This is a genomic window from Rhizobium binxianense (assembly GCF_028994275.1).
GTDB classification, from domain to species: Bacteria; Pseudomonadota; Alphaproteobacteria; order Rhizobiales; family Rhizobiaceae; genus Rhizobium; species Rhizobium binxianense.
Window position 1 is genome coordinate 2791686 of the sequence record NZ_CP118713.1, and the last position, 18122, is coordinate 2809807.

Sequence of the window (18122 nt, forward strand, 5' to 3'; positions counted from 1 at the left end):
CATGTTTTAGTCGAAATTTTCTCATCGATCACCGTTCTGGAAAATCCATGCCGCCGGATCCAGATGCCTTCGAACGGCACGATCGGAGGAAAAAACCCAGGAAATTCACGGAACTTTTGCCGCTGTAATTTGTTTTGTTCTCACAATTCGCAAATCAGTCTGGGGTAATCCAATGACGCAAATCCGTGAGCCGGAGCGCCGAAGCAGAATTCTGCGCGGCCGCCCCTATAGCCTTGACGAATTCGCCTCCAAATATGGCCTGGGAGGGGAACAGGCGGAGAGCCTCTTCACCCGGTTTGGGCCCTCTTCGATCGAGCTCGACCTGCTCATGGCGGCCAAGCGCCGTTCGCCGGTTTTGCAGGACAAAATTGCCGAATAACGCTTTTAGAGAATGGACTGGATAGATGAGCAGCCGACGTCACGAATGGATCAGCAAAAGAGCTTACGCGATCTGGGAAGAACAGGGCCGCCCGCACGGCCGTGATGATGAACACTGGCGCCAGGCCGTTGCCGAGCGCGATGAACTGGAGCGAACGCGGGCCTCTTCCGATGGGCGCGAGGTGCTGGTGAAGTTTCGCCCGAAGGCGCAACGGCCCGAGGTGCCGCGCGACGGCTGGGTCAACCCTTCGACAAAGGTCGGCTGAGCCCATCTCGGCAATTCACGGAATATCGATGAGCCCGTTGCCGGAGGAAACTCCGGTGGCCGGCCTCGTCCTTCGAGGCCCCTGCGGGGCACCTCAGGATGAGGGCGGGAGAGGGCGCCGCTTGCCTCACAGCACACTGATCGCCCATCAGCCACGCGGTACCACAACTAGCCCTCGTCCTGAGGCGCTCAGACCGAAGGCCGGAGCCTAACGGGGGCGGTGGCTGGAGCATTCCAACGCCGCCCGATTGCTGCCCATTCACTCCGCATGGTAGTCCCCCATCTTGGACGTTACCGTCTATATCCTCCGCTGCAGCGACGGCTCTTATTATACCGGGCTGACCAAGCAGGAGGTCGAGGCGCGTGTCTGGGAGCACAATGCCGGCACCTATGACGGCTACACCACCAAGCGCCGCCCCGTCGAACTCGTCTTTACCGAAACCTACGACCGCATTATCGACGCCATCGCCCGCGAGCGCCAGATCAAGGGTTGGTCGCGCCGCAAGAAGGAGGCGTTGATCGCCATGGATTATGGAGCTTTGCCTGATTTGTCGAAACGCGGGCCGATCGAGGCCAAGTGAGCGCGTGTGATCGGTGGCCGGCCTCGTCCTTCGAGGCCCCTGCGGGGCGCCTCAGGATGAGGGCGGAGAGAGGGCGCGGCTTGCGTCACCGAAAGCGGAGCGCAGCGGCCAGCCCCGTCCTTCGAGGCCCCTTACGGGGCACCTCAGGATGAGGCTGGAAAGAGGTGGCAGCCCGGCTCAACGGGAAGCTCGCAAGTTATCCCAGGCGGCAGGCACCACAATCAGCCCTCATCCTGAGGCGCGCAGGCCACAGGCCGGAGCCTCGAAGGACGGGGGCGGGTGATGGCCCCTGCCGCCTGGCAGCAATGGCACAGTGAAACCGTCTCCGCCAACGTCCCTGCTCCCGCTGGAGACGCTTCATCAAGCATATCTGCATAAAACATTGGATAAGTGCTTCGCGTCCACCCGCCCGCGACATTGCCGCTCGACACTCTCTGTGCAAAATCGGAAACGGATGAGACTGAAACGTGTTCGTTCGCGAGCACCGATTCACGCGCCGCCAGGGGCGCCGCGGCGTCGATTCCGGGGCCCGGTCGATCCTGTTTATATCGGGGAAAAGCCAGAAACCCGCGGGGGCGGGCCATGTCAGAAGACGTTGTGTTCCTTGCAAAGCGCCCGGTGGACCTCGGTCCAGAACAGCGCCAGCGGGGTGTCGCCGTTGCGTTCGGCAACGAGGGCGCGGATCAGCGCTTCGGAGCCCGCCATGTCCTGCCAACTGGATTTCAGGCCCTTGGCGGCCTGTTGGCATTCGGCAATCTCGAATGGTCTCTTGCTGTCCATATGAGGTCTCCTCGTGGATAGGCGCTAGCAGACGAAGCCCGGATTGTCATTCCCCGCATATGTGGGGATGCCTTGTATTTGTGACGGTCCTCACGGTAGGATTGAGGGAATGGGGCAGTGGAAATGATCGAGAATACCTATAGCGAAAAGTTCGAACCCGCATTCGAGCAGATCAAGGCCGCGGTCAATGTGGATGCCGCCATCCGCATTCTCCAGGCTGAATATGGCCTCGATTTCGTCACGTACCATCTCGCCCAGACGATCGCGAGCAAGATCGATTCGCCCTTCGTGCGCACCACCTATCCGGATGCCTGGGTCTCCCGCTATCTCCTGAACAGTTATGTGAAGGTCGACCCGATCGTCAAGCAGGGCTTCGAACGCCAACTGCCCTTCGACTGGAGCGAGGTCGAGCCGACGCCGGAGGCCTATGCCATGCTGGTCGACGCCCAGAAGCACGGCATCGGCGGCAACGGCTACTCCATTCCCGTCGCCGACAAGGCGCAGCGCCGCGCGCTTCTATCGGTGAATGCCCGCTTACCGACCGACGAATGGGCCGAGCTCGTCCGCCGCTGCCGCAACGAATGGATCGAGATCGCCCATCTGATTCATCGCAAGGCCGTCTATGAGCTGCACGGCGAGAACGATCCGGTGCCGGCATTGTCGCCCCGCGAAATCGAGTGTCTGCACTGGACGGCGCTCGGCAAGGATTACAAGGATATCTCGGTCATATTGGGCATATCCGAGCACACCACGCGCGATTACCTGAAGACCGCCCGCTTCAAGCTCGGCTGCGCCACGATCTCGGCCGCCGCCTCGCGGGCCGTGCAATTGCGCATCATCAATCCCTAGCATCGGCCCGAAAATCAAATCAGTTTTCGGAAAGCACGATGCCTCGATTAACAAAGCCGGAGCGTCGGGTCCTTGCCGCGCCGCGGTTGCACCTGACTCGACTCATCATACTTTTGGGCTAATCCCCTCATTTGAGGGGGCCCATCTGAGGGAATTTCCGATCCGGCCTGCCTGAACCATTCTGCTTTCCACGGACTTGCAAACGCTGGAGGGCAAAATGTTCGTTATCATTCAGGCACATGAGTATCAGAAATACGCTGCCGTACTCGATCAGATGTTTCGCCTGCGCAAGAAGGTGTTCGCCGATACGCTCGGCTGGGACGTTCCCGTCGTCGGCCCTTACGAACGCGACAGCTACGATTCGCTGGCTCCCGCCTATCTCGTCTGGTGCAACGACAGCCGCACCCGCCTTTACGGCGGCATGCGCCTGATGCCGACCACCGGCCCGACCCTTCTCTACGACGTCTTCCGCGAGACGTTCCCCGATGCCGCCGATCTCATCGCCCCCGGCATCTGGGAGGGCACGCGCATGTGCATCGACGAGGAGGCGATCGCCACTGATTTCCCCCATATCGATGCCGGCCGCGCCTTCTCGATGATGCTGCTTGCGCTTTGCGAATGCGCGCTCGATCACGGCATCCATACGATGATTTCCAACTACGAGCCCTATCTCAAGCGCGTCTACAAACGTGCGGGCGCCGAAGTGGAAGAACTCGGCCGCGCAGACGGCTACGGCAAGTATCCCGTCTGCTGCGGCGCCTTCGAAGTGTCGGACCGCGTGCTGCGCAAGATGCGCGCCGCCCTCGGCCTGACCCTACCCCTTTATATCAGACACGTGCCGGCTCGTTCGGTCGTGACGCAATTCCTGGAGATGGCAGCATGAAACGCATCGTTGAAACCGCTACGCAGAAAGACATCGGCATGCTGGAGCGCCATGTTCTCGCATCCCGCGACATCGCCACGCAAATAGGCGATCCCTTCCTCTCCTATCTCCTCTCGATGGCGCTGTTCACGATCTACGAAAAGAAGGCTCATCACGAGAACGAGGCGCTGAAGAGCAGCTTCGGCTGAGGGCGCGACCCCCTCCGCTGCACCCGAAGACGAGCATGTCTCCCGGCGCCTCGCGCGCAGCCGCAAAACCAGTCCCCGTTTTGCGGCTGCGCGCCCCTGTCATGTCATCAGGCAATCCAGTCACGTCATCAGGGAATCGATCGTCGAGATCAGTGCGTCGTGCATATAGGGCTTCGGCAGGAAGGCGGCATTGGCGGGCAGCGCCATGGGGTCGAGCCGCACCATGCCCGATGTGATGATGATGCCGATGTTCGGCCGCATCGCCCGCACCCGCTTGGCAAGTTGGAGACCGTCCATCGAACCGGCCATGTTGACGTCGGTGAACAGAATATCGACATCCTGCCGGCCCTTCAGCACCACCAGCGCCTCATCGGCATTCGCCGCCTCCAGCGCCACATGGCCGATATCCTCCAGCACATCGAGCACATTGAACCGGATCACCGGTTCGTCCTCCACGATGAGCACCACGGCACTGTTCAGAGCCACCATCAGCAATCGACCTTTTCATGCGGGATATGATTCGAATAAGTGTCTTCCGCCCTGGAAGGTTCCAGTGCTTTTGCCCGCGAAATCGGCCTCATCCACAGATCTTGCCCTGCCCGCTTGTGGCTCCCTGCAATTTGGGCTAGAGCGAACCGATGCTGCGGGAACCATTGCCCCGGCATCCAGGTGCCGGCCTCCGGCACCAAGGGCCTGTAGCTCAATGGTTAGAGCCGGCGGCTCATAACCGCTTGGTTGGGGGTTCGAGTCCCTCCGGGCCCACCAACGTTTTCTGCAGGCTCCTGTTTTTCCTGCTGATCTTTGTATTCTAGGTCCCACTTTTCAAAACTTGAACCGCCAAGCGGGATACTTTTGGTCTCGTTTCGATCCGGCAGAAGCAGCTTTGCGCTCGCGCCCGCCAATTTCGTACGACGAGCCGCGCGGGTGTACAGTCTGCCTGTTGAGTCGTCGTCCATCCAAAAATCGCTGACTACTGCTGATAGCTCCCATCCCTACTCGACATCTTGATCTCCTCGCAGTGGAGCTGGTCGGATCCCGACAGGTAGCGCCGCAGGTTGCCCACCTGCATGTTTTTATGCCGCGGGCAATTGCCACTAGTTTCATGCGGCTTGCACAGCCCGCAGGCGGCTTTCCGCGGGCGCTTTCTCTTGTGATGCATGTCCATCTCCGAACGAAGCCGGTGCGCCCCGATGGCGCACGCGTTTCTTTCGGGGATGGATGAAGGTGCTGTTCATCGGCACTCTTGACGACAACGGCAAAAGGCGGAAAAGCCGCCGGCCGGTGATGCCGACGGCGCGCTGGCGCTAGGGTTGGTGTCCGCGGCAATGCCGACTAAAAATCAAAGTACACGGTCACACCTGACCGACGGCGATAGGGGTAATCGTCGCGGTAGCCGTAATAGTCGCGATGGCCGTAATACCGCTGACGGTAGCACGAGCCGTAATACCTGCAGTCGCGGTAGGCGTGTCGCCGTTTCCAGTGGCGATCCGCGTACCATTTATGATGTTTCCGGTGTTTGACCTGCTCGACGTCGCCGGTGTGCACATGTACTGCGTTCGGCACCATGAGCGGCGTGGCGTTTAGCGGCAGAGCGAAAGATGCAGCCAACACTATGGCTGCGAGTGACGAAAAAAGCATCTTCATCGGCGCATCCTTTCAGGCTGCGAACCTGGGTTAACAAGCATTAACCTTCGATGAACGGCCCAGCGGTGCGAAGTCTTCACTTGTATGCCAGTCCGCTATTCCGACCGTTTGCATTGCTATTCATTCCCCATATGGATCGACAATCTGGCGCCCTTCAACAGGGCTGGAGAGCATCTAAAGCGGATGATGCCGAGAGAAAGGCGGACTTAAGTCGGACTGGCAACTCCAGGCCCTACTGTTCATATTAGCCTTGAGGCATGTTGAAGATCCGTGGAGGGCGGATCAGGAGGAGACTATGAAGTTCGGCCCCGACAACTACAGCCACGAAGAGCGCTGCTCGCAAGGCCACAGTTCAGCATCGACGATCGCAACCATCGAGGCAGCCCTGTCCGCAGATCCGGACATCGACAACAGCGCCATCGAGATCCGGATGCTCGGCCCTGTCGTCCTGCTCGAAGGCTATATCACGAAAGCCGCAGACCGCGACAAAGCCATCTCGCTTGCGGCGATGATCGTCGGCGAGGAGAATGTCCACGACCGGATGCTGAGCCGCTTCCCGACGCAGTAGCGAGCGTTATTCCGCGAGCTCGGACGTACCAAGAGGGATGGCGAAAACCTGCGCCTGCAGAACGCTTCAATCTGACCCGGAAAGTGGATGTGACTATTTAAACATGCCCACAGGCATTCCGTGTAGCGGAGGAACTATATCTTATCGGTGGCGTTTACCGGGACACTCAAGATCCTGGGAGGATAACATGAAAGCGCTGGTCATCTCTGCGGTATCGCTGTTTCTGTCACTCGGAGGAGCGGCGGTCGCGCAGACGACGACGGTCGTCGTCCCTGGCGAGGTCAAGACCTATGTCCAAAAACAGGAAACGCCATCCGTCACCTTTGAAGGTGACGTGGTAGTCGGTACGGCGCTTCCCGACACGGTCGAGATCCACACAATCCCTGATCAACCTGATTACGGTTATGTGGTCGTCAACAAAAAGCGCGTGCTCGTCAATCCGAAGACCCGCGCGGTGATTGAGGTCATCCAATAACTTGAAAGCGTCGCGGGCCTGTTTCCAAGGCCCGCGATGCTTTATCATTCCACCCTCTGCATCAGGTGCCGTTCGCTCGGCGCGCGAGAGTTGAATTCATCTTGGCATCCACCGCAGCGAGCTGCATCAAATGACGTCGTTGCCATGAAACGCAGAAAAAGCCCTGCTTTTTTGTGGGGCTTTTCTACTGCTGCTCGACGGACGGTTCTTAGAACTTCACGCCGATTCCGAACTTGAGTTCGTGCTGGTCGAGGTCGACATCAACGCCGAGAATGTCCTTCTTGCCGAAGTCGTTATACCGGTACTCTCCACGGGCGAAGATGTTGTTGGTGATGGCAAAGTCGACACCAGCGCCGACAGTGTAACCGTTGAAGGTCTCCGTTTCCTTGTCGAATCCGGGCAGGTCCACGTATCCACGCGTGGCGGTCCATCCAGCTGCGCCATAAAGCAGCGCTCTGTCAAAGGCGTAGCCGACACGACCACGCACAGCGCCGACCCAATCGGTCCCAACGTCCGCCCCCAGCGCTTCCTCTTCGTTCCAGTTGTATTCGAGGTTGCCCTCGATACCGACAACGATGTTGTTGTCGAACTGGAAATTGTAACCCGCAAATCCACCAAAGACGCCGCCGTTGAAATCCTGAGAATCGCTGGCGCCGCCGACGCTGAAGTCACCGTTCAGCCAACTGGCGCCGCCATCGATACCAAGATACGGGCCTGACCAGCTGAAAGCTGGCGCAGCCGCAACAGGTGCGGCCGGGACGTCCTGCACGGCATCCGCTGCAAACGCGCTCGTTGCGACAAGTGCTAGTAAAGTGGTGGCGATCGTTAGCTTCATTTTCGTTTACCCCCATGTATTGCAACATACTAGATACGGCCCAACTCAACAAATAGCGGTAACGCTAAAGACACACTCGCAAAACTATAGGGTAGAAAACATATGCGCCAAAGTGGGCATGGCAAGTATCGCGCCCGCTAATAACTGCAGAACCGCCCGTCGCTGGGTCTAAACCCGTCCGCGCAGGCCGGGTTCAGTGGGCGACCCTCATGATAGTAGCCGCCGCCGATCGATGAAGTCTGATCGAGACTTCCGGACGAGGCGCAGGCCGAAGTGATCGTGGCAAGGCTGATCAGCGTTCCGGTCGCGATAAAGGCGAAAAATCGGTTCGTCTGAACTTCCCCTTGGAAGGGGCATGGCTGTAGCAGCAGCCAGACGCCGGGCAGAAGGGCTCAAAGGGTGCATGTGGCAAACGATCAGCGTTACAGAGCCAAGCTTCAATAGTTGCCAAGATTTTTGGAAGCCGCAGACCTCTGCCTTGATTTATCAGGCGGCGAGAACGCCGCTATCTCACACATACTTATATCAAGCCTGTAGAGATTACAGAGTGAACCAATCCGCATGGGCTGGGTTGAGTGGGCGACTTTCCTGATAGTAACCGGCGATCGATAAAGTCTGATCGAGACTTCCGGACGAGGCGCAGGCCGAAGTGATCGTGGCAAGGCTGATCAGGCCGGTCGCGATAGAGGCGAAAAATCGGTTCATCTGAGCTTCTCCCTCGGGGGATGTGGCTTTTCTTCCGCGCAAACAGACTTCTATATTTCGTTGCAAGATCGCACGCGGGACTGCGACAAGAAGTATGCGCCACCGTTGCCAACTATCGGCTATGGAGACTTACCGAGAATGATCGGAAATTTCGCGTTCGTGCGTCAGCCTGATCGTCGAGCTACCTGCCTTTTGATCGCGATTGTGGTAGTTATTAATGGATGTCATTGTTCTCGGGAGGGTAACTATTCATGGTCGTTCACAGGGATATGACTAGCGACGAATGGAAGTGGCTTGTGCGCCTTTGCCAACACGAAGCGGATAGCATTCCTAAGGAAATCGAAGCGCGGTTTACCGAACTTGGGCTCTTGGGGCCGAATGGTCTTTCGGACAATGCCAGGAATTTGGTTCAACATGAACTGCTGGCAGAGCGGCGAAACAGACTGCAAGGGCTTCACTGACTGATCACTTTAGACGCCAAGCAGAAGTCCAAAGCGGTGATGTCGATTGCGTGAGGTTCCAAGCCGGAGATCCGACTGTCTCGGCGGCGGGCGGTTCCTAATAGAGTGGCTATTTCGGCCGGCCGCAGACAGCTGGTCGCAATCGCCCAGCCGCAATTTGGACCTGTGGAAATTCCGTTCGCTCGGTCTAGCCGCTCATCGAGCGGGCCATACGGACGATGTTGAGTCAAACATCGGCTTCCGCGCGATGACAGCACTCGCTGACTTGTCCCACGGCGTCGTGCTGATCAGCCCTCTTTTCTAGTAACTACAAGACCGCCCATCGCTAGGCCTGAATCCGCCTCCACAGGCTGGATTGAGCGGCTGACTTTCGTAATAGTAATCGCCTCCGATCGACGAAGTCTGATCGAGGCTGGTGGACGTGCAGGCCGAAATGATCGTGGCGAGGCTGATCAGCGTTCCGGTCGCGATAAGTGCGAAAAATCGGCTCATCTGAGGTTCTCCTTCGCAGGGGCATGGCTTTGCCCCGGCCAAGCAATCTACCACGCCACAGCGAATGCAGGCATTGATTGATGCCAATCGACTGCTCTCGGCGGCCTCTCGTAACGCTAAAGTGATCGTCTTTCCGCCGATCTTTTCAAGCCCATGCACCGTCACATAACTGTCATGCAAAATTGCCCATTGTTATGGCAGGTTGAGCAAAATATATGCTGCCGGCTAACAAAAAAAAGAATGAGTGAACTGCTATGAGTGCCATACAGAAACTTTTCAATCGCCGGCTCCTGAGCCGTTTCGTCAGCGGTCTCGGCGCTGTTCCCCAGCGTTTTCGCGACGCGCGCGAAGAACGTAAGCCCGCCATCCATCCATCCTTCATGGATGATTTCGGCGCCTAGTCGCCAACGCCTCCGCTGACCACCGGGTAAGGCAAACGACCTTATCCCGGCCGGCCCTCCTCCTCAGTTCACGACAGGTGCAGCCGGTTCGCCCCAGCTGGAAATCGGGTGGCCGCCCTTGGTCGCCACCCTGATATCATAGAGCGCGAGCGAGGCCTGGAGCTGCCGCATGTCGTTGCAGCGATTGATGATGCCGCCGATATATTGCACGCAGTCGCTGGCGCTGCCCTGCACGGAGCCCGTGGCCCAATCCTTGACGATCCCGTCGGCGCCCACCAGGAAATAGGAAAGCCGGTTATTCTCAGAAACGGTGGACCTGCCGACCAGGCCGGCGAAATTCGTGCCGGTCTCGGTCCTGGCGGCCGGCGCCATATGCCGGTAGATCGTCATGCCGTTTTTCAATGGCGTCGCGCCGATCATCGGCCCGAAGGTCGCTTCGGAACCGGAAAGCCGCGCCATCGGCGACTGGCCGAGATTGGCGATCTCCGCATAGGGTTTGCCCAGCGCATAGCTGGTGTAAGAGCGGTTGGCGGCGTTCTCAGCCTTTTCCGCCACTTGAGAGCACCCCGCCAGACCGATGGTGAGGCTGATCGAAAGAATTGCCATGAATCGCATGCTGCCCCCTTGCCGGCCACACCGTGTGCTCTGCGGCCGCCGCTTGTTCCTTAACCCGCCATATTTGCTATCAGGTTTGCGGGATTTGGGAAGCGGTCGCCTCGCCACGTTGGTTTATGCAATTGTTTGCTTGCAGCTTTACCGGTGTGCCGCGGCCACACCTATCGAGCCAGATGATGGAATCGAGCACGCCGATCTCTAGCGCACGTTCGCCGGCATCGGTCATGCCAGCGGTCCTGATCAGGCTGCGACGGAGAGTTCCTTGCGGAACCAGATCCGGTCGACAGGCCGGCCTGCGGCGTGCCCGCTGATCCTGCCGAATTCGACATATCCAAGTTTCGGGTAAAAGTCCGGCGCCTGGGTCGAGAGCGTGTCGACGCAGGCCGTTACAGCGGCGCGGCGGCGCCCTTCTTCTTCCGCCGCCGCCATCAACTTCGTGCCGATGCCGCTCAACCGCAGCGATTTTGCCACCCACAGATTGCCGATGAAAAGAATCGAGAAGGAAACGGACGCCGTTATTCCGGCAGTAAGCCCTCCATTCTCTTGCCAGACGATGGCGAACGCCTCACGTCTGATCTCAGCGCTCTCGTTGAAGGCAGTCAGGCCGTCGGAAATCGCAGTTGCGATCTCAGGCGGAACGGGATCAAGGGTTTCGAACATGGTTTCCTCATCATCGATGATCGCCGTAGGATAGCGACCCATCGGTTCCGGTCCAGCCGTTTTCAGCTTTTAAGGATCAGCCGACGCCCTTCCGGCGCAAACTCCAACGCAGGCATCTCAGACATTTTTCTCGCGATGCGCATGCGCCTATCTTCTCCGCCGCAATAGCTTCACAATCAACCGACAGAAAGTTCATCCGGGAAACGACAACTAGGGAATGAAACATGGCGCCGATTCTTTCCAAGACACTTCTGATGACTGCCCTTCTGGCCCTGCCGCTTGGCAGCGCAGCGCCTGTTTTGGCGCAGGAGGCAAAACCGCGCGAGGCGGTGATTTCGGTGACGGGCGATGGCGAATCGGCCGTGGCTCCGGATATGGCCATCGTCAATCTCGCCGTCGTCAAGCAGGCAAAGACCGCCCGCGAAGCCCTCGATGAGAACAACAAGGCGATGAACGAGGTGCTGAAGGCGCTGAAGGACGGCGGCATTGCCGAGCGCGATCTGCAGACTTCCGGCTTTTCCATCCAGCCGCAATATAATTATCCGCAGCCGGTCGACGGCCAGCAGCAGCAGCCGCAGCTGATCGGCTACCAGACGATCAATTCGGTCACCGTTAGGCTGCGCGATCTCGCCAAGCTCGGCCAGGTCATCGACCAATCCGTCACGCTCGGCATCAACCAGGGCGGCGACATCCAGTTCACCAACGACAAGCCGGAAGCGGCGATCGAAGAGGCACGCAAGAACGCCGTCGCCGAGGCGGTCAAGAAGGCGAAGACGCTGAGCGAAGCCGCCGGCGTCAAACTCGGCCGCATCATCGAAATCAACGAGAATGTGCCGCGCGCCATGCCGCAGCCGGTCTATCGCGCCACGATGATGAAGGAGGCCGGGGATTCTGCCGTTCCCGTCCAGAGCGGCGAGAACAATTACAATGTCAGCGTCACCGTGACTTTCGCAATCGAGCAGTAAAATGGAGGCGCCGCGTGTCGATGCTGTTCGCGCCAGCTGCTACCCAAGACCCCTCCCCACAAGGGGGAGGGGCTAACGTGGCGCACCGCTTCACATAACCTCTATCGTCGCAATCCGTAGAACGGAAACAGCCGGCAAAACCTCTGCTTTTGATCGCCGCCGGGGACCAGAGCTTAGCCCCTCCCCCTTGTGGGGAGCGGTTGGGGAGGGGTTTTGCATTGGTACAGCCCGGGACAATGCCGGAAGAAAGAGCGCAGTCAAACCGAGCGCAAACCAATCCCAAAAGAGAAAACCGCCCTTGCCGATCGGGAGACCGGCAAAGGCGGCTTTTGCAGCGGCGCACGTCGTTTAGACGTGCAGGCGGTATTCTATTGATATCCGCGGCGCAGCGCGGGGCAACCGCGGACGTTGCCGAAGCTCATCTCGCCGGGGCCGCGACGTGTCCAGCCCTGGACGATGACGCGGCGCGGGGTGATATCGACGACGCGCGCGCGGCGGAAGCCGTAGTCGCGGGCCATATCTTCGGCAAGACGCGGATCGCAGCCGCGGCCGCGACGTTCGAAGCCCGGCGGCGGAAGCGGACGGCGGTAGTCCCGCGGCGCATCACGGTCCTGATCGCCGATAATGATATTCAACTGGGCGGCGGCAGGCGCCACCGTGCCGGCAAGCGTGCCGGCTGTCAGCATGACGGCAAGACCCGCCTTTGCCAAAAACTGCATCATCGAAAAACCTTTCGTTCTATAGTCGGTGCGGTCGAGCCGCGCTCCCCCCGCATCACGCCGAAGCGTCATTGGGAATCACTCATACGGATTAGAGAAGAGACGGCGGAAAGTGGCGCAGTCAAGGCAAAACGGCGGCAGGGCTCGTCGGCGCTTGCCGCCTTAATATCTTAGCGGCGGATCAGCGGGCAGCCGCGGACATTGGCGAAGACCATTCTGTCCCAGCCGCGACGGTCGCGCCCGGCAACGACGACGACGCGCGGCGACATACGGGTGACATGCGCTCTCCGCAGGCCGTAATCACGCGCCTTGTTCACGGCATGCATCGGCGAGCAGCCGCGGATCGGCCGATGGTATTGCGCCTCGACGACGAAGTTCGTCTGCGGTCCCGCGGCTGCCGTGGAAACGGTGGCCGGAACGGCGCCGAGGGCGAGCACTGCGGCGAGGCAAGCCTTGGTGAGGAAATGCGTCATGAGTATCTCCGTCGGTTTGTTCTTGTCTTTGCGACTCTCCCTTCAGGGATTGTCTCGACAGTAACCGCGGCAAACTGAACGGTGTTCGAACCGCACATTCAGTTTGCGTTCAGAAGGATTGATCCTCTCAGGCGCCGAGATGCAGCACGATTTCGCGCCGGTGCGGGCGGTCCCGATGTTCGAAGAGATAGAGGCCTTGCCAGGTGCCGAGCATCAGCCGGCCGCGCGCGACTGGAATACCGATCGAGACCTGAGTCAGCGCCGCCTTGATATGCGCCGGCATATCGTCCGGCCCCTCGGCCCTGTGCACGACCCAGCCCATCGAGGCATCGGAGGCCGGCGGCACCAGGCGGCGGAAAAAGGAAAGAAGGTCGGTGCGCACATCGGGATCGGCATTTTCCTGGATCAGCAGCGAACAGGATGTGTGGCGCACGAAGACGGTGAGCAGCCCCTCCTCCGGCCCCGCGGCGTTGACGAAGGCCTCCGCCTGGTCGGTGAATTCGTAAAGGCCCTGTCCGCGTGTGGGCAGGGTAAGGATCGTTTGGGGCAAGGCGCTCTCCCATCTCGGAATCGTATCGCCGCGAGTTGGCGCGCCATGACCGACAAGTCAACGCTGAACACCGCGTCAGAGCTTGATCAGCGTCTCGAAGCCGCCATAGATCATCCGCTTGCCGTCGAACGGCATCTGCCATTGGTCGCCCTTGAGCCTCGGATCGTCCATCACCTTGGCATTGATATCGTCACGTTCCTGGCGCGAGCCGTAGACGATCCAGGAAAACACCACCACCTCGTCCTCCTTCGCCTGCACGGCGCGGGGAAAGGAGGTCAGCTCGCCATAGGGCACGTCGTCACCGATGCATTCGACATATTCGAGCGCGCCATATTCCTTCCAGATCGTGCCCGCGAAGGTCGAGAATTTCTTATAGGCCTCGACATTTTCCTTCGGTACCGCGACGATGAAACCATCGACATAGGACATTGCACTCCTCCTCTCGCGTGTCTGTGATTGCGGAGGAGATAGGAAGCCGGCCGGGCCGGTCCAGGGATGAAGCGCCGGGAGCCTCTTTCAGGCAATCAGGGCCCATTCACCAGCTTGAGGATGAGCTGCTGGATATTGCCGCCGTCCCCCATTTCGATCTTGTCGAAGTCGCGGCCGCGCTGGCGCTGCTTCGCGGAGATCTCGCCGAGGCGGCGGGTGAGCTCGATCCGGATCTTCTTGCAGTCGGGGTCGTCGGCAACGGTGAGGCCGATGCTCGTCGCCTCGATCTCCTTGACCATCTCCTTGATGGTTTCACCATGCACCCGCTCATGGGCCGCAACGCCTGATATAAAACTCTCCCAACTGCTCTCGACGGCCGCCGGCAGTGCAGCCGCCGGTTTCGGCAGCGTATAGGTGATGATGAGCTTTGGCCGGTTGGTCGTGATCACGCAGGCATTGCCCTGCGGTTCGTATTTCCGGGTCCAGGTCAGCTTGAAGGTCGTATGCGCGATCACCCGGCCGGTGACCCCGGCCTTGGGGCCCCGCGCCCCGATCGATTCGTAGAGCTCGGCGCCCGTCTTGCCGGAGATCGAATAGGGCCGCACCTCTTCGATCGCCTGCCATTCGGCCAGCGCGGCGGCCGGCGCCAAGGCGAAAACCGCCGCCATTGCATAGGTTAGAAAAGTTTTCGTCACGCGCGGCCCCCGCCGGTTAATGGTTCGCGCGGACCCTAGCGGGACCGTCTTCCACTTTCAACGCGGCGTGCATGTTTCAGCCTTGCAGCGTCTTGACCTTGGTGAGATCGGGGAAAAGCCGCATCCACAAGAGCACGACGACGATGGTCCCGAGCCCGCCGACGAGACCGGTGGCGACCGGTCCGAGCACGGCCGCCATCATACCGGATTCGAATTCGCCGAGCTGGTTGGAGGTGCCGATGAACAGCGAGTTGACGGCACTGACGCGGCCGCGCATCTCGTCCGGCGTCAGGAGCTGCACCAGCGAACTGCGCACGACGACGCTCACCGTATCGGAGGCGCCGACGACAAGCAGTGCGGCGACCGAAAGCACGATATTGGTGGACAGCGAGAAGACGATGGTGGCGACGCCGAACACCGCGACGGCGACAAGCATCTTGCGCCCGACATTGCTCTCGAGCGGCCGGCGGGCAAGCACGATCGACATGGCGAGCGCGCCGATCGCCGGCGCGGCGCGCAGCAGGCCGAGCTCCCACGGGCCGGCATGCAGGATATCCCTGGCAAACATCGGCAGCAGCGCGGTGGCGCCGCCGAGCAGCACCGCGAAGAGATCGAGCGAGATGGTGCCGAGCATGACGGGCCGGCTGCGGATGAAGGAGACGCCGGCAAAGACCGAGGCTAATGTCACCGGCTCGCGCCTGGCAGGCGCCCACTGCATGCGGATCGAGATGACGTTGAAGCTCGCAACGGCAAACAGCAGCGCCGCGATGGCAAAGGGCGCGACAGGGTTCAGGCCGTAGAGCAGGCCGCCGAGCGACGGGCCAATGATCAGCGCCGTCTGCATCATCGAGGTTGAGGTGGCGACCGCCTTCTGCAGCATCGAGGCCGGCACGATATTCGGCAGCAGCGCCGCCATGGTCGGCCGCTCGAAGGCGACGACGGCGCCGAGCACCGTGACGGCGGCCAGGATGCCGGCCGGCGTCAGCCATTGCTGCCAGGTGGCGATCGCCAGAACCAGCGCCGTCACCGCCTCGATCAACTGGCAGACGAGACCGATGCGCCGCCGGTCGAACCGGTCGGCGACATGGCCGACGACGAAGGTCAGCACCGCCATCGGCAGGAACTGGCAGAAGCCGACGAGGCCGAGCGCAAAGGCGCTGTGCGTCTGATCGTAGATCATCCATCCCATGGCGATGCCAATGGACTGGAAGGAAAGCGAGGAAAAAACGCGGGAGGCAGCGAAGTTCAGATAGCCGGGGTGGCGAAGAACGCTCCCCGGTCCTTGGGATATGTCCATTGCGATGTCACCGGCCGGCCACGGTCGCGCCAGCCTTCATAAGAGTTTTCAAGAGGATCGGAGCGGTGTTCTGCCCGAATGGACGAATTGTCAATCGCAATGAGCTGGTGTCACCGGATTGTGTGATACCTCGGTCTTAGCGCGGCTCCCTGGAGATGCTGAGATAGCCGGGATCGAATTCGGCAATTTCCTGCAGGCGCTCCCAGTCGACGATGGTGATCGTCCGGTTTTCCCAGGTGAACACACCCTCCCGCCGCAGCGCCTGCAGCGTCTTGTTGAGATGGACGACGGAAACGCCGAGCACGTCGGCCATCTCGATCTGCGTCAACGGAAACTGGAAGCTTGCGCCGCGCGTCCGCTTCACCACCTGCAGCCGCACGAAGAGTTCGCAGACGAGATGAGCGATATGGGCGCGTTTGGAGCGCCGGCCCATGGCGACGATCCATTCCCGATGGATGGCACCATCGACCAGCGTGTCGAGCCAGAGCAGCCGGGTCAAATGCGGCATGCGCTCGGTGATTGCCCTGAGGTCGGCGTGATCGGCAAAGGCGACATGGCAGGACGACAGGGCCACGATGCCGTGATCCATCTTCTTGATCGGGAAAGCGTGCAAATCGACAAAATCGCCGGCAACATGCAGTGCGGTGATCTGTCGGCTGCCATCGGCCATCACCTTGTAGCGCGCGGCAAAACCATCGAGCAGCAGCGTGCTATGGCCAGGCCGGCTTCCTTCGGAGACGAGATCCTCTCCGGCAGCAAAATACCTGTCTTTGACGATAATCGCTCTGAGATGGCTTTCCTCCTCGGCCGACAGCACATCACGGCTTCCAAGGTTGAGCAGCAAGGATTCAATCACGGGCTTGCCCGCCAATATCGCAGGCGGCCTGACCGATTTCGATGCGACCTCGTTTTTTCTATAAGAATCAATGCCTAGCCTCGGGAACAATTGTCTTCATCTGTGATTTCTCCTGTGACGCGCAGGGAAAAAACATGGCTCGCTACTATTTCGATCTACACAACGGGGAAGGTCCGACGCGCGATGAGCACGGCACCGAGCTCAGATCTCGTGAAGACATTCCGAAAGAAGTGACCCGCATCCTGCTGGATGTGGCCCGTGACGAACTGCCGGCGGGTGATCGCATGACGATCGCCATCACCGTTCGCAACGAGAAGGGCGATCCGGTCACGGTCGCCAGCCTCGTCTTCAACAATGAATGGCTCGACGTCTTGCAATAGCGGCCGTCGTTTAAGGGCTGCCGCCGGTCACATACGCACCAATCCGACTCGGTCGATTGTGACGCGACGCTAAGACCCGCCTTCATAACCGGCAATTAAATTTGACATAGTCTTTCGATTGCCTTGGCAGATCGACAGGCATTCACAGGCCGGCATGCCTGTGGCTGCTATTTCGCAATTTCTTCGAGAATCAGCCGGATTTCCGCGAGCGGCCGCCGGCTTTCATCGAAGAGTTCCACCGACATCATATTCAAAGGCGCAGTCGGCAGGCCTTCGGCGGCCATCTCCGCGAGCACGCGCCGCGCTTCCGCTTTGGCAGCCTCGATAGAGTCGAAATCATATCCCGTCTCGGTCGCCCCGACACCATCCCGATCGAAGAGTTGAAAGTAGAATTTCGGCACGACACATCCCCCGCTAGACGAGCCTAACGGCCCGGCGGCAAACATGTTCCGCCGGAACGGGTTCAATGCGCGTCAGAAGGTGCCGGCTTCCGGAGAGGCGATTTCCTCGATGCCGTCGACGCGATCGGGATAGAAGGCGAGATGGTCTTTGATATTGCTGACCGCGGCGTTCGGCGCCTCGTAGGTCCAGACGGCATTCTTCGAGCGCTCGCCGCCGGCAATGATGCTGTAATAGGAGGCATCGCCCTTATAGGGGCAATGACTCCTGTGGTCGGTGCGCTGAAGCAGCGACATGTCCACGTCCCTGCGCGGGATATACTGCACCGGCGGATAGGAGGCCTCGCGCAGCGTCAGCGCATCGTGAGTGTCGGCGATGGTCTTGCCGCCAAGCGTGACGACGACGCGGGAGGGGTTGTACTCGACGGTGATCGGATGGTCCGGTCCCGGGATCTTGATCGTCTTGTCTGACATGGTGGTTCGTCTCCAGGAGATATCGGCCCCATGGAGATAGGGCGAACATGCCGCCGGCCCAAGGGCACGTCGGCGCGAAGTTCGTGAAAGACCTGCCATATCGCAT

General features: G+C 60.0%; 30 protein-coding genes and 1 tRNA gene. 12 read left to right on the forward strand and 19 right to left on the reverse strand.

The features are described 5' to 3' along the window. Window positions 1–172 precede the first annotated feature (172 nt). The 3 genes from PO860_RS13815 (at window position 173) to PO860_RS13825 (ending at window position 1224) form a co-directional block, all read left to right on the forward strand. Window positions 173–379: a hypothetical protein gene (locus PO860_RS13815; RefSeq protein ID WP_097620833.1), complete on the forward strand. Its 207-nt coding sequence runs from the start codon at window positions 173–175 to the stop codon at window positions 377–379. Window positions 380–404: 25 nt separating this feature from the next. Further along, window positions 405–644 carry a DUF2934 domain-containing protein gene (locus PO860_RS13820; RefSeq protein WP_183608121.1) on the forward strand — a complete coding sequence of 80 codons (240 nt, stop codon included), beginning with the start codon at window positions 405–407 and terminating at the stop codon, window positions 642–644. Window positions 645–927: 283 nt separating this feature from the next. Beyond that, the gene (locus tag PO860_RS13825) at window positions 928–1224 is read left to right on the forward strand and encodes a GIY-YIG nuclease family protein (RefSeq protein WP_183608120.1); all 297 of its coding nucleotides are present in this window, start codon (window positions 928–930) and stop codon (window positions 1222–1224) included. A gap of 585 nt (window positions 1225–1809) precedes the next feature. On the opposite strand, the gene PO860_RS13830 is transcribed toward PO860_RS13825, so the two are convergent. Then, window positions 1810–2004 carry a hypothetical protein gene (locus PO860_RS13830; protein WP_183608119.1) on the reverse strand — a complete coding sequence of 65 codons (195 nt, stop codon included), beginning with the start codon at window positions 2002–2004 and terminating at the stop codon, window positions 1810–1812. A gap of 123 nt (window positions 2005–2127) precedes the next feature. Here PO860_RS13830 and PO860_RS13835 point away from each other — a divergent pair, with 123 nt between their 5' ends. The 3 genes from PO860_RS13835 to PO860_RS13845 all read left to right on the forward strand — a co-directional run bounded on the left by PO860_RS13835 (window position 2128) and on the right by PO860_RS13845 (window position 3924). After that, a complete protein-coding gene (locus tag PO860_RS13835) occupies window positions 2128–2853 on the forward strand; it encodes a LuxR family transcriptional regulator (protein ID WP_183608359.1) in 726 nt (241 codons plus the stop codon). A 217-nt stretch (window positions 2854–3070) separates the two neighbouring features. Next, entirely contained in the window at window positions 3071–3736 is a 666-nt protein-coding gene (locus tag PO860_RS13840; protein WP_273884268.1) for an acyl-homoserine-lactone synthase, read from the forward strand. After that, window positions 3733–3924, forward strand: coding sequence for a hypothetical protein (locus PO860_RS13845; protein ID WP_097620357.1), 192 nt, complete (start codon window positions 3733–3735; stop codon window positions 3922–3924). Before PO860_RS13840 ends, PO860_RS13845 begins: the two co-directional genes overlap by 4 nt. A 120-nt stretch (window positions 3925–4044) precedes the next feature. On the opposite strand, the gene PO860_RS13850 is transcribed toward PO860_RS13845, so the two are convergent. Further along, window positions 4045–4413 carry a response regulator gene (locus tag PO860_RS13850; RefSeq protein WP_275037875.1) on the reverse strand — a complete coding sequence of 123 codons (369 nt, stop codon included), beginning with the start codon at window positions 4411–4413 and terminating at the stop codon, window positions 4045–4047. 200 nt (window positions 4414–4613) lie between these two features. On the opposite strand from PO860_RS13850, the gene PO860_RS13855 reads away from it, so the two are divergent. Then, window positions 4614–4689, forward strand: a tRNA-Ile gene (locus tag PO860_RS13855). 567 nt (window positions 4690–5256) lie between these two features. On the opposite strand, the gene PO860_RS13860 is transcribed toward PO860_RS13855, so the two are convergent. After that, the gene (locus PO860_RS13860; protein WP_273881139.1) at window positions 5257–5568 is read right to left on the reverse strand and encodes a hypothetical protein; all 312 of its coding nucleotides are present in this window, start codon (window positions 5566–5568) and stop codon (window positions 5257–5259) included. A gap of 295 nt (window positions 5569–5863) precedes the next feature. On the opposite strand from PO860_RS13860, the gene PO860_RS13865 reads away from it, so the two are divergent. Both PO860_RS13865 and PO860_RS13870 read left to right on the forward strand, forming a co-directional pair. Then, on the forward strand, window positions 5864–6136 hold the full coding sequence (locus PO860_RS13865; RefSeq protein ID WP_272782038.1) for a BON domain-containing protein: 273 nt from the start codon (window positions 5864–5866) through the stop codon (window positions 6134–6136). Window positions 6137–6323: 187 nt separating this feature from the next. After that, window positions 6324–6611 carry a DUF1236 domain-containing protein gene (locus PO860_RS13870; RefSeq protein WP_273884269.1) on the forward strand — a complete coding sequence of 96 codons (288 nt, stop codon included), beginning with the start codon at window positions 6324–6326 and terminating at the stop codon, window positions 6609–6611. Window positions 6612–6819: 208 nt separating this feature from the next. On the opposite strand, the gene PO860_RS13875 is transcribed toward PO860_RS13870, so the two are convergent. The 3 genes from PO860_RS13875 to PO860_RS13885 form a co-directional block, all read right to left on the reverse strand. Continuing rightward, on the reverse strand, window positions 6820–7446 hold the full coding sequence (locus PO860_RS13875) for an outer membrane protein (RefSeq protein ID WP_273884270.1): 627 nt from the start codon (window positions 7444–7446) through the stop codon (window positions 6820–6822). Between the two features lie 137 nt (window positions 7447–7583). Then, on the reverse strand, window positions 7584–7814 hold the full coding sequence (locus tag PO860_RS13880) for a hypothetical protein (RefSeq protein ID WP_246718322.1): 231 nt from the start codon (window positions 7812–7814) through the stop codon (window positions 7584–7586). Window positions 7815–7986: 172 nt separating this feature from the next. After that, the gene (locus PO860_RS13885; protein ID WP_272782034.1) at window positions 7987–8151 is read right to left on the reverse strand and encodes a hypothetical protein; all 165 of its coding nucleotides are present in this window, start codon (window positions 8149–8151) and stop codon (window positions 7987–7989) included. 251 nt (window positions 8152–8402) lie between these two features. Here PO860_RS13885 and PO860_RS22255 point away from each other — a divergent pair, with 251 nt between their 5' ends. Further along, window positions 8403–8612, forward strand: a complete 210-nt coding sequence (locus PO860_RS22255; RefSeq protein ID WP_097620350.1) for a hypothetical protein — start codon at window positions 8403–8405, stop codon at window positions 8610–8612. Between the two features lie 300 nt (window positions 8613–8912). On the opposite strand, the gene PO860_RS13890 is transcribed toward PO860_RS22255, so the two are convergent. From PO860_RS13890 to PO860_RS13905, 4 genes are all read right to left on the reverse strand, one after another. Next, a complete protein-coding gene (locus PO860_RS13890; protein ID WP_246718305.1) occupies window positions 8913–9104 on the reverse strand; it encodes a hypothetical protein in 192 nt (63 codons plus the stop codon). Between the two features lie 464 nt (window positions 9105–9568). After that, window positions 9569–10120 carry a hypothetical protein gene (locus PO860_RS13895; RefSeq protein WP_336314506.1) on the reverse strand — a complete coding sequence of 184 codons (552 nt, stop codon included), beginning with the start codon at window positions 10118–10120 and terminating at the stop codon, window positions 9569–9571. A 70-nt stretch (window positions 10121–10190) separates the two neighbouring features. Further along, on the reverse strand, window positions 10191–10346 hold the full coding sequence (locus PO860_RS13900; protein ID WP_273884271.1) for a hypothetical protein: 156 nt from the start codon (window positions 10344–10346) through the stop codon (window positions 10191–10193). A gap of 14 nt (window positions 10347–10360) precedes the next feature. Then, window positions 10361–10822 carry a GNAT family N-acetyltransferase gene (locus tag PO860_RS13905; protein WP_273884272.1) on the reverse strand — a complete coding sequence of 154 codons (462 nt, stop codon included), beginning with the start codon at window positions 10820–10822 and terminating at the stop codon, window positions 10361–10363. A 182-nt stretch (window positions 10823–11004) separates the two neighbouring features. Between PO860_RS13905 and PO860_RS13910 the strand changes: the two genes are divergently transcribed. Further along, window positions 11005–11745, forward strand: coding sequence for an SIMPL domain-containing protein (locus tag PO860_RS13910; protein WP_273884273.1), 741 nt, complete (start codon window positions 11005–11007; stop codon window positions 11743–11745). Between the two features lie 368 nt (window positions 11746–12113). Here the strand turns inward: PO860_RS13910 and PO860_RS13915 are convergent, their stop codons facing one another. The 7 genes from PO860_RS13915 to PO860_RS13945 form a co-directional block, all read right to left on the reverse strand. Beyond that, a complete protein-coding gene (locus tag PO860_RS13915; RefSeq protein WP_183608356.1) occupies window positions 12114–12467 on the reverse strand; it encodes a hypothetical protein in 354 nt (117 codons plus the stop codon). 167 nt (window positions 12468–12634) lie between these two features. Beyond that, complete coding sequence (locus tag PO860_RS13920; protein WP_097620343.1) at window positions 12635–12937, reverse strand: hypothetical protein; 303 nt, start codon at window positions 12935–12937, stop codon at window positions 12635–12637. A 127-nt stretch (window positions 12938–13064) separates the two neighbouring features. Next, window positions 13065–13487: a secondary thiamine-phosphate synthase enzyme YjbQ gene (locus PO860_RS13925; RefSeq protein WP_183608110.1), complete on the reverse strand. Its 423-nt coding sequence runs from the start codon at window positions 13485–13487 to the stop codon at window positions 13065–13067. A gap of 75 nt (window positions 13488–13562) precedes the next feature. After that, window positions 13563–13916 carry a DUF1428 domain-containing protein gene (locus tag PO860_RS13930; RefSeq protein ID WP_273884274.1) on the reverse strand — a complete coding sequence of 118 codons (354 nt, stop codon included), beginning with the start codon at window positions 13914–13916 and terminating at the stop codon, window positions 13563–13565. A gap of 95 nt (window positions 13917–14011) precedes the next feature. Beyond that, window positions 14012–14584 (reverse strand): DUF922 domain-containing Zn-dependent protease, encoded by a 573-nt coding sequence (locus tag PO860_RS13935; protein ID WP_210305792.1) that lies wholly within the window; start codon window positions 14582–14584, stop codon window positions 14012–14014. A 103-nt stretch (window positions 14585–14687) separates the two neighbouring features. Further along, window positions 14688–15908, reverse strand: a complete 1221-nt coding sequence (locus PO860_RS13940) for an MFS transporter (RefSeq protein WP_273884275.1) — start codon at window positions 15906–15908, stop codon at window positions 14688–14690. A 136-nt stretch (window positions 15909–16044) separates the two neighbouring features. After that, complete coding sequence (locus PO860_RS13945; RefSeq protein ID WP_273884276.1) at window positions 16045–16764, reverse strand: Crp/Fnr family transcriptional regulator; 720 nt, start codon at window positions 16762–16764, stop codon at window positions 16045–16047. Between the two features lie 134 nt (window positions 16765–16898). Here PO860_RS13945 and PO860_RS13950 point away from each other — a divergent pair, with 134 nt between their 5' ends. Beyond that, a complete protein-coding gene (locus PO860_RS13950) occupies window positions 16899–17144 on the forward strand; it encodes a DUF6894 family protein (RefSeq protein ID WP_273884277.1) in 246 nt (81 codons plus the stop codon). A gap of 167 nt (window positions 17145–17311) precedes the next feature. Here the strand turns inward: PO860_RS13950 and PO860_RS13955 are convergent, their stop codons facing one another. Both PO860_RS13955 and PO860_RS13960 read right to left on the reverse strand, forming a co-directional pair. Next, a complete protein-coding gene (locus tag PO860_RS13955) occupies window positions 17312–17545 on the reverse strand; it encodes a DUF6894 family protein (RefSeq protein WP_168255511.1) in 234 nt (77 codons plus the stop codon). Between the two features lie 72 nt (window positions 17546–17617). Beyond that, window positions 17618–18016, reverse strand: a complete 399-nt coding sequence (locus tag PO860_RS13960; protein WP_273884278.1) for a DUF427 domain-containing protein — start codon at window positions 18014–18016, stop codon at window positions 17618–17620. Window positions 18017–18122 lie beyond the last annotated feature (106 nt).

Bases quoted from the DNA above. Each gene is read 5' to 3' on its own strand.
- PO860_RS13840 (WP_273884268.1), top strand. From the start codon at position 3,071: ATGTTCGTTATCATTCAGGCACATGAGTATCAGAAATACGCTGCCGTA.
- PO860_RS13850 (WP_275037875.1), bottom strand. From the start codon at position 4,413: ATGGTGGCTCTGAACAGTGCCGTGGTGCTCATCGTGGAGGACGAACCG.
- PO860_RS13830 (WP_183608119.1), bottom strand. From the start codon at position 2,004: ATGGACAGCAAGAGACCATTCGAGATTGCCGAATGCCAACAGGCCGCC.
- PO860_RS13885 (WP_272782034.1), bottom strand. From the start codon at position 8,151: ATGAACCGATTTTTCGCCTCTATCGCGACCGGCCTGATCAGCCTTGCC.
- PO860_RS13820 (WP_183608121.1), top strand. From the start codon at position 405: ATGAGCAGCCGACGTCACGAATGGATCAGCAAAAGAGCTTACGCGATC.
- PO860_RS13940 (WP_273884275.1), bottom strand. From the start codon at position 15,908: ATGGACATATCCCAAGGACCGGGGAGCGTTCTTCGCCACCCCGGCTAT.
- PO860_RS13960 (WP_273884278.1), bottom strand. From the start codon at position 18,016: ATGTCAGACAAGACGATCAAGATCCCGGGACCGGACCATCCGATCACC.
- PO860_RS13910 (WP_273884273.1), top strand. From the start codon at position 11,005: ATGGCGCCGATTCTTTCCAAGACACTTCTGATGACTGCCCTTCTGGCC.
- PO860_RS13930 (WP_273884274.1), bottom strand. From the start codon at position 13,916: ATGTCCTATGTCGATGGTTTCATCGTCGCGGTACCGAAGGAAAATGTC.
- PO860_RS13815 (WP_097620833.1), top strand. From the start codon at position 173: ATGACGCAAATCCGTGAGCCGGAGCGCCGAAGCAGAATTCTGCGCGGC.
- PO860_RS13875 (WP_273884270.1), bottom strand. From the start codon at position 7,446: ATGAAGCTAACGATCGCCACCACTTTACTAGCACTTGTCGCAACGAGC.
- PO860_RS13835 (WP_183608359.1), top strand. From the start codon at position 2,128: ATGATCGAGAATACCTATAGCGAAAAGTTCGAACCCGCATTCGAGCAG.
- PO860_RS13920 (WP_097620343.1), bottom strand. From the start codon at position 12,937: ATGACGCATTTCCTCACCAAGGCTTGCCTCGCCGCAGTGCTCGCCCTC.
- PO860_RS13915 (WP_183608356.1), bottom strand. From the start codon at position 12,467: ATGATGCAGTTTTTGGCAAAGGCGGGTCTTGCCGTCATGCTGACAGCC.
- PO860_RS13895 (WP_336314506.1), bottom strand. From the start codon at position 10,120: ATGCGATTCATGGCAATTCTTTCGATCAGCCTCACCATCGGTCTGGCG.
- PO860_RS13845 (WP_097620357.1), top strand. From the start codon at position 3,733: ATGAAACGCATCGTTGAAACCGCTACGCAGAAAGACATCGGCATGCTG.
- PO860_RS13950 (WP_273884277.1), top strand. From the start codon at position 16,899: ATGGCTCGCTACTATTTCGATCTACACAACGGGGAAGGTCCGACGCGC.
- PO860_RS13860 (WP_273881139.1), bottom strand. From the start codon at position 5,568: ATGAAGATGCTTTTTTCGTCACTCGCAGCCATAGTGTTGGCTGCATCT.
- PO860_RS13865 (WP_272782038.1), top strand. From the start codon at position 5,864: ATGAAGTTCGGCCCCGACAACTACAGCCACGAAGAGCGCTGCTCGCAA.
- PO860_RS22255 (WP_097620350.1), top strand. From the start codon at position 8,403: ATGGTCGTTCACAGGGATATGACTAGCGACGAATGGAAGTGGCTTGTG.
- PO860_RS13905 (WP_273884272.1), bottom strand. From the start codon at position 10,822: ATGGGTCGCTATCCTACGGCGATCATCGATGATGAGGAAACCATGTTC.
- PO860_RS13870 (WP_273884269.1), top strand. From the start codon at position 6,324: ATGAAAGCGCTGGTCATCTCTGCGGTATCGCTGTTTCTGTCACTCGGA.
- PO860_RS13890 (WP_246718305.1), bottom strand. From the start codon at position 9,104: ATGAGCCGATTTTTCGCACTTATCGCGACCGGAACGCTGATCAGCCTC.
- PO860_RS13900 (WP_273884271.1), bottom strand. From the start codon at position 10,346: ATGACCGATGCCGGCGAACGTGCGCTAGAGATCGGCGTGCTCGATTCC.
- PO860_RS13935 (WP_210305792.1), bottom strand. From the start codon at position 14,584: ATGGCGGCGGTTTTCGCCTTGGCGCCGGCCGCCGCGCTGGCCGAATGG.